Source organism: Chromohalobacter sp. 11-W (genome assembly GCF_029889905.1).
Classification (GTDB): Bacteria; Pseudomonadota; Gammaproteobacteria; order Pseudomonadales; family Halomonadaceae; genus Chromohalobacter.
On sequence record NZ_JARANZ010000019.1, the window covers coordinates 1 to 5,274 of the forward strand.

The window sequence follows — 5,274 nt, forward strand, 5'->3', positions numbered from 1 at the left end:
CTTGCGCTGCTTGGTCACCACCTGATCGTCGGGATCGACCGAGGCCACCACGTCGTCCCAGTCATAGACCTGATTGCCACCGGCGAAATTGGGCCGATTGATGGTGATCTTACGCGTCTTGCGATTGAAACGCACAACGATATGGCGCTGGACCAAACATTCCATGCGGAATATCCAGAAGAGATAGATAAAGGCACCCACCATGAGAAACCAGATACCCCACAAACCAATTACACCAAAATAATCACCAAAAGTTGCCACCCTATTAACTTTATCAACCACCCCCGTAAAAAGGATCCCGGTCAACTCTGAAAGAACGACAATAGGAAAAAAAAACAAACCGAAAAGTAAAGGACTTAGGCCCAATAATACTCCCCCCCGCCATTCATCGAAGAAAGTCCTGACATCCATATAAGTGTCATTCATCTTGTAGATGGAGCGCGCATCGGATGGCGCGTCGCTGACCTGTGTTTCCTGCATGCCCCGATACTGCTTGCCGTACTTTTCGGTCGCCTTCTCGAACTGCTTCATATCACCCTCGAAGCCGGTGATATCCTTCTTGCTCGCCGTCAAGGTGCGGCGCATCAGCCACTCAACGAAATACATCAGGTCACGTCCTGTAAAGCCTGGTGGAAGGCGCCGACTTCTTCCGCATAGTCGGCGTAATGATCGGGCACGCTCTCGGTGGTAAAGACACAGCGCTTGCACCACGCCTCGAGCGCATCATCGCCGAAAACCCAGAACCCGATCGTCAGAATGATACCGGCCCAGGAGACCGCGGCAAAACCGGCCATCAGCACGCCGCGAATGGCAGCCGATGCTAATGACCTCGCCAACGGGGCCAAGATAGAGGCCAGTCTACGTGCGAGGGCAGTTTTTCCTTGTTCCGCTATACGAGACAAATAGGCGGTGGAGGATGCTAGGGTCACTGCCGTGCCTAAAATGGCAATACCGACATTGACCAAAAATCTTGCACCATAGGCGAGTGTCAATAACACATCTCTTCTCTGCACAGATTTACTAATATCAAACGCATCATTTACTGCTGAAAACAACGCCCCCACCGACGCCAGCATCCCACCCCAGAACGAAAAACCGCCCAGACGGAATTGAGCGGCCTTGCCGACATCGGTCGCATGGTATTTGCCCATCACCATGACCATATTGATGCTGGAGGCTGCCGTATCCGCGATGGCGCTGGCCACGAGCACGAAGGCGCCCGCCATCTTGGTGTAATCGCGCGCATTCTTGTCTTGCTTGGAGAGCGTCTGATAGAGCGCATAGCTTTCAATGATCGCGACCGCAACGCCCAGCCGGAATTGCATGAATTGGCTGCCATTGCCTTCCAGCGCCGTTTGCATATCTCGCGACAAGAAACGTTTGGCCTTGGCAAGCTCACGCGACGAGCCCTTGCTGAACCAGCGGCGGTTGACGCCGATCTGCGCGGCATGTCGGGCAAGCTGCGCCCGCATCAATCCAAGGGAGATCCGCAGCGTGGTTCGGTCCATGGTCTCGCTGCGCGCCTTTTCGAAGAACCCCTTCATGAACTGGGTATACCACGCCATGGTGACGCCCAGTCTGTTGGTGCGAAACCATGAAGGCGACTCTCCCTCCAGCGCCGCGTTGGCCGTATTGAACGCCGTTGTGAGATGCTTGAACCCTTGCAGGATGTTCTGAGGTTCCGGCCCCATCCAACTGTCGTCGTCGGTGTCGGCGACACGTGTCTCCTTGGCACGAAACGCGTCGATATCCTGCTGACCAGCACGGCGGATATCGTACTGATTGAGACAGTAGACCGCCCAGGCCAGATTCGAGCGATCGTTCATGTTCATGTCGCGCCACCACTGGTCCAGCAGCGCCGCGCCTTCTTCGGTGCCTTCCATGCCAACCGTGGCCTGCACGACCTGAATGCTGTAAGCCCAGCCCCAGATCGGGTCGCGAGAGTCGTAATAGTCCAGAGCATCGAGAAACGACGTGCTTTGCAGCCAGGCAAGATGATCCGACACTCTGGGGGCCATAAGGGCTTCTTGGAGCTGGGACTGCTTGGCCATGCTATCGTCGAAATCCTGGCGTGCATTCTGATCCAGCAGCGGCGCATACTGGCTATCGTATTCCTGACGAAACTCCTCGCCACGCTCCGCTGTGATTCGCTGGGAGCTCGATTCGAGAATCTCCGCCTGCCGCTCCTCGTACTCCTCGGCCAGCTCGTAGTCGCGTGTAGTCGGCTGACGGTTCCCACCAATCTCGGCCTCGCCGACGGCACGGACGTGCGGCAGATAACGATTGCCTACTTGAAGCCTGAACCGCCTGACGTCTCGCTGCGCCAGGCTATTGATTCGCCCTTCCACATAATTCTGACGCAGATTGCGAATCAGCTCCGAGGTGTAGAAACGCTGCTCGTTGGAAAGCCCATCCTCATCCTCTTTTTCCATCCAGTCCCGCAGGGGCTCCAGAGCATCGTTGCGATGGTTGTTCAGCTCCTGGGTAATGCCGATGGGGTCGGCCAGTACGACCGCAAATCCCTGAAGCCCCTCCAGCGCACGTTGCAGACTTTCGAAGCGCGACCAGTACCTTTGTAAATCGGCAGGCTGAGCGTCTTCGTCGAACGGATCGGTCAACGACGGAAACGTCTGTTTCTGCAACAAATGACCGACGCTTTCATCTTGATAGCCGACGAACTCGGCAACCTCGGACTGCAACATCGTTGGCGGAATGACACTCTCTCCGCTGCAGCTGTGGGCCAGTTCGGCGATGGCGAAGCGCTGCAGGGACTCTCGCAGATGCGCGTTCGACTTGAGCCGTTCGAGCATTCGTACGCTCAGCGGGTCCGGCAGAAAGAGCATATACCCCTCTGATACGTCCTCCACGTCATTGATGGCAAAGTAAGATATGCCACCGCTTTCTTTCGTGGGCTCGTAGGGGTTGATGCGAGACAATAGCGCGTCGGAGGAAACGTAGTAGCAATGCTCCCAGCGGTAGGTACCCAGCCGGTTGACCAGCACGTACAGGTAGCCCTCTCGCAGAAAGCGAGCCGTATACTTGGCTTGCGACAAGCCGATGTCCGACACCGGATCTCCCTGGTGCTCAGGCACACTGCCCAAGGCGACTCTATCTTCCTCCTCCGCGTAGACGGCGCTGTATCGCAACGGAAGAATGTTGATCGATTTCTTGCAGTCCACCGTGGTGCCGTCGTCCTCGGTCTGCGGCAATGCCGACAGCCGGTCGCCCACGCTTTGCCCGATACTCAAGGGATCGAGAACACTACCCATGATGTGCCTCGCTGATGCTTTGTGAGCCCGTTGCCTTCAAGTGTTCCGCCAGAGAGCGCGATCCCGACAGGGAGAGCTCCACTGCCCGCGCGAATTCCGGTTCGCATGTCACCTCCATGCCATGAGCTACGCAGTACGCGGCATAAACGCTCAGGTCTTGAACGCTCTCAAATCCAGCCTTACGTGCTTTGCTGATTGCCTGGTCGACGATGGCCAGCCGGATACCGGGGCATGCCACGCTGAAAAGCGATGGGGATGACTGCTCTAGTTCGCCGAGAATCTGATGAGATAAGGGGTCACTGCCCAGGGCCTGTAGCAGCGCTGGCGTCAGGGCAATCTTTTCGTCGGTGTCGACGATGTCGCCTTGGTGGCGCCAGGTACCGGCGTACTCCTTCCAGCCTTCCAGCCCGGGCAGCCACCAGAACGACAGGCTGCCGAAAAGGCGGTCGTACCAAGACGTGTCCGAGAAACGATGCAGGACGGGGAAAACGTGAGGAGCGTAATAGCGCAGCAATTGCTCCTCTTTATTGGCGTCTTTCACGACGCAGAGTTCTCCCAACTTCATTGCCTCATGAGCCACCGGCTGATGGGTAATCAGCAGTCCATGAAAGCCGCGTTCCGCCATGGGGTACAACTCGGAAAGCAACGTCTCGATATCGCCATCGAACAGCCAGGGGCCCAAGGGCTGAAGCACCTGCAAATGGGACTGTTGCAGCCAGGGCTGCCCCGAGAAGCGCTTCCATAATGCATTGCGTTCATCTTCACTCAGCAGGCCAGTTTCAACGATGGCACACACTGATATCGAATCTCGCTCGCACTCTTCGAGTGCCAGGACATACCGGGAAATACACGCCTTTAGCGCTTCATCAGTTAAGCTCATGACTGCACCTTGACCAGCGCTCGCTGCTCTTTCAGTGCCTTTAGCCAACAGCTGACACAAATGGGTTCATCGGCCTCGGGCAACGCCGGCTTGCCAACATACATCTCAGTCGGCCCCCCAAAACTCTTCGTTGCGCCGTTGACGGTGACCTTGCCGGGCGCGTGCAGCTCGATATTGCCGTCCTTGATGCGCACGTAGGCGCCGCCGCTGACGAGCAGGATTTCTTCGGCGGCGGCGAGGTCGACCTTCTCGTTGCGGGAGGTGACGTTGAGGTTTTGGCGCGCGGTGGCCTCGAGGTTGTCCGACTGCGCTTGGATGTCCACCTTGCCCCGCGCCGCGAACAATTTGATCCCGGCCTTCTGCACGAATAACGAAAGCTTCTCCGAGATCGAGGCGACCAGGCTCTTGCCGGTGGCGATGTTGACGTCTTCGCCGCTGGCCACGCTGAGCGATTTGCCTTGCGCCAGGTGGGTCGATTCCGGCGTGCTCGCCGTGATGCCGGCGGGCGAGGCCAGGTGCAGCCAGGGGGCTTTCATGCGCGCGGCTTCGCCTCTTCCGCCGCTGTCCGTGGCGCCGGATGCGCTGTTCTGGTCGCTGCCGGTGAGCTGTTCGCTGTTGCCGTAGGTGTCGTCGGCATCCGTGCCGGCCTGCTTGAGATTCGTCCGGCTGTCGAGCGCTTCGGCGTTGTGATCCTGGGCGCTCTGACTCAGCGTGTCGCTGAGCTGGTAGGCGCTGTCGAGCTGTTGTTGGGCCGGGGTGAGATCGAGCTGGTCGCCGCGGGCGCCGAGTTGGCCCCAACTGGTGAGGTACAGCCCCTGGTTGGCGCGAATGGCGCCATAGGCGTCGCTGCGCAGTTCGAAGCCGGTGCCACGGAAGGCGCAGCGGGTGTTGCCGGTCTGGTGGATCAGGTAGCCAAGGTTGAGCTGGCTCTTCTCGGCTTCGGAGTTGAGGCGTACGCGCTCCTGGTCGGTGGCGTCGTCGAAGACCAGTTCGTTGTACTTGCTGCCGCGATAAGTCTTGCTCTTGAACCCGGAGAGCAGGCCGTGGCTGTGCCACTCGGGGCGCTGATCGCCGTTGTAGACGCGGCCGGTGATTAAGGGGCGGTCGGCATCGCCTTCGAGGAAG

3 protein-coding genes and 1 pseudogene are annotated in these 5,274 nt (G+C 58.3%); all 4 read right to left on the reverse strand.

Annotated elements, in window-relative coordinates; translation table 11 throughout:
* Nucleotides 1–606 (reverse strand): annotated as a pseudogene (locus OP494_RS17000) (hypothetical protein); the annotation flags it as partial.
* Nucleotides 606–3,230 (reverse strand): T6SS effector BTH_I2691 family protein, encoded by a 2,625-nt coding sequence (locus OP494_RS17005; protein WP_280542751.1) that lies wholly within the window; start codon nucleotides 3,228–3,230, stop codon nucleotides 606–608. The pseudogene OP494_RS17000 and the gene OP494_RS17005, both read right to left, overlap by 1 nt.
* A 31-nt stretch (nucleotides 3,231–3,261) precedes the next feature.
* On the reverse strand, nucleotides 3,262–4,149 hold the full coding sequence (locus OP494_RS17010; RefSeq protein WP_280542753.1) for a DUF4123 domain-containing protein: 888 nt from the start codon (nucleotides 4,147–4,149) through the stop codon (nucleotides 3,262–3,264).
* The coding region (locus tag OP494_RS17015) for a type VI secretion system Vgr family protein (protein ID WP_280542755.1) at nucleotides 4,146–5,274 on the reverse strand (1,129 nt) is incomplete at its 5' end. The genes OP494_RS17010 and OP494_RS17015, both read right to left, overlap by 4 nt.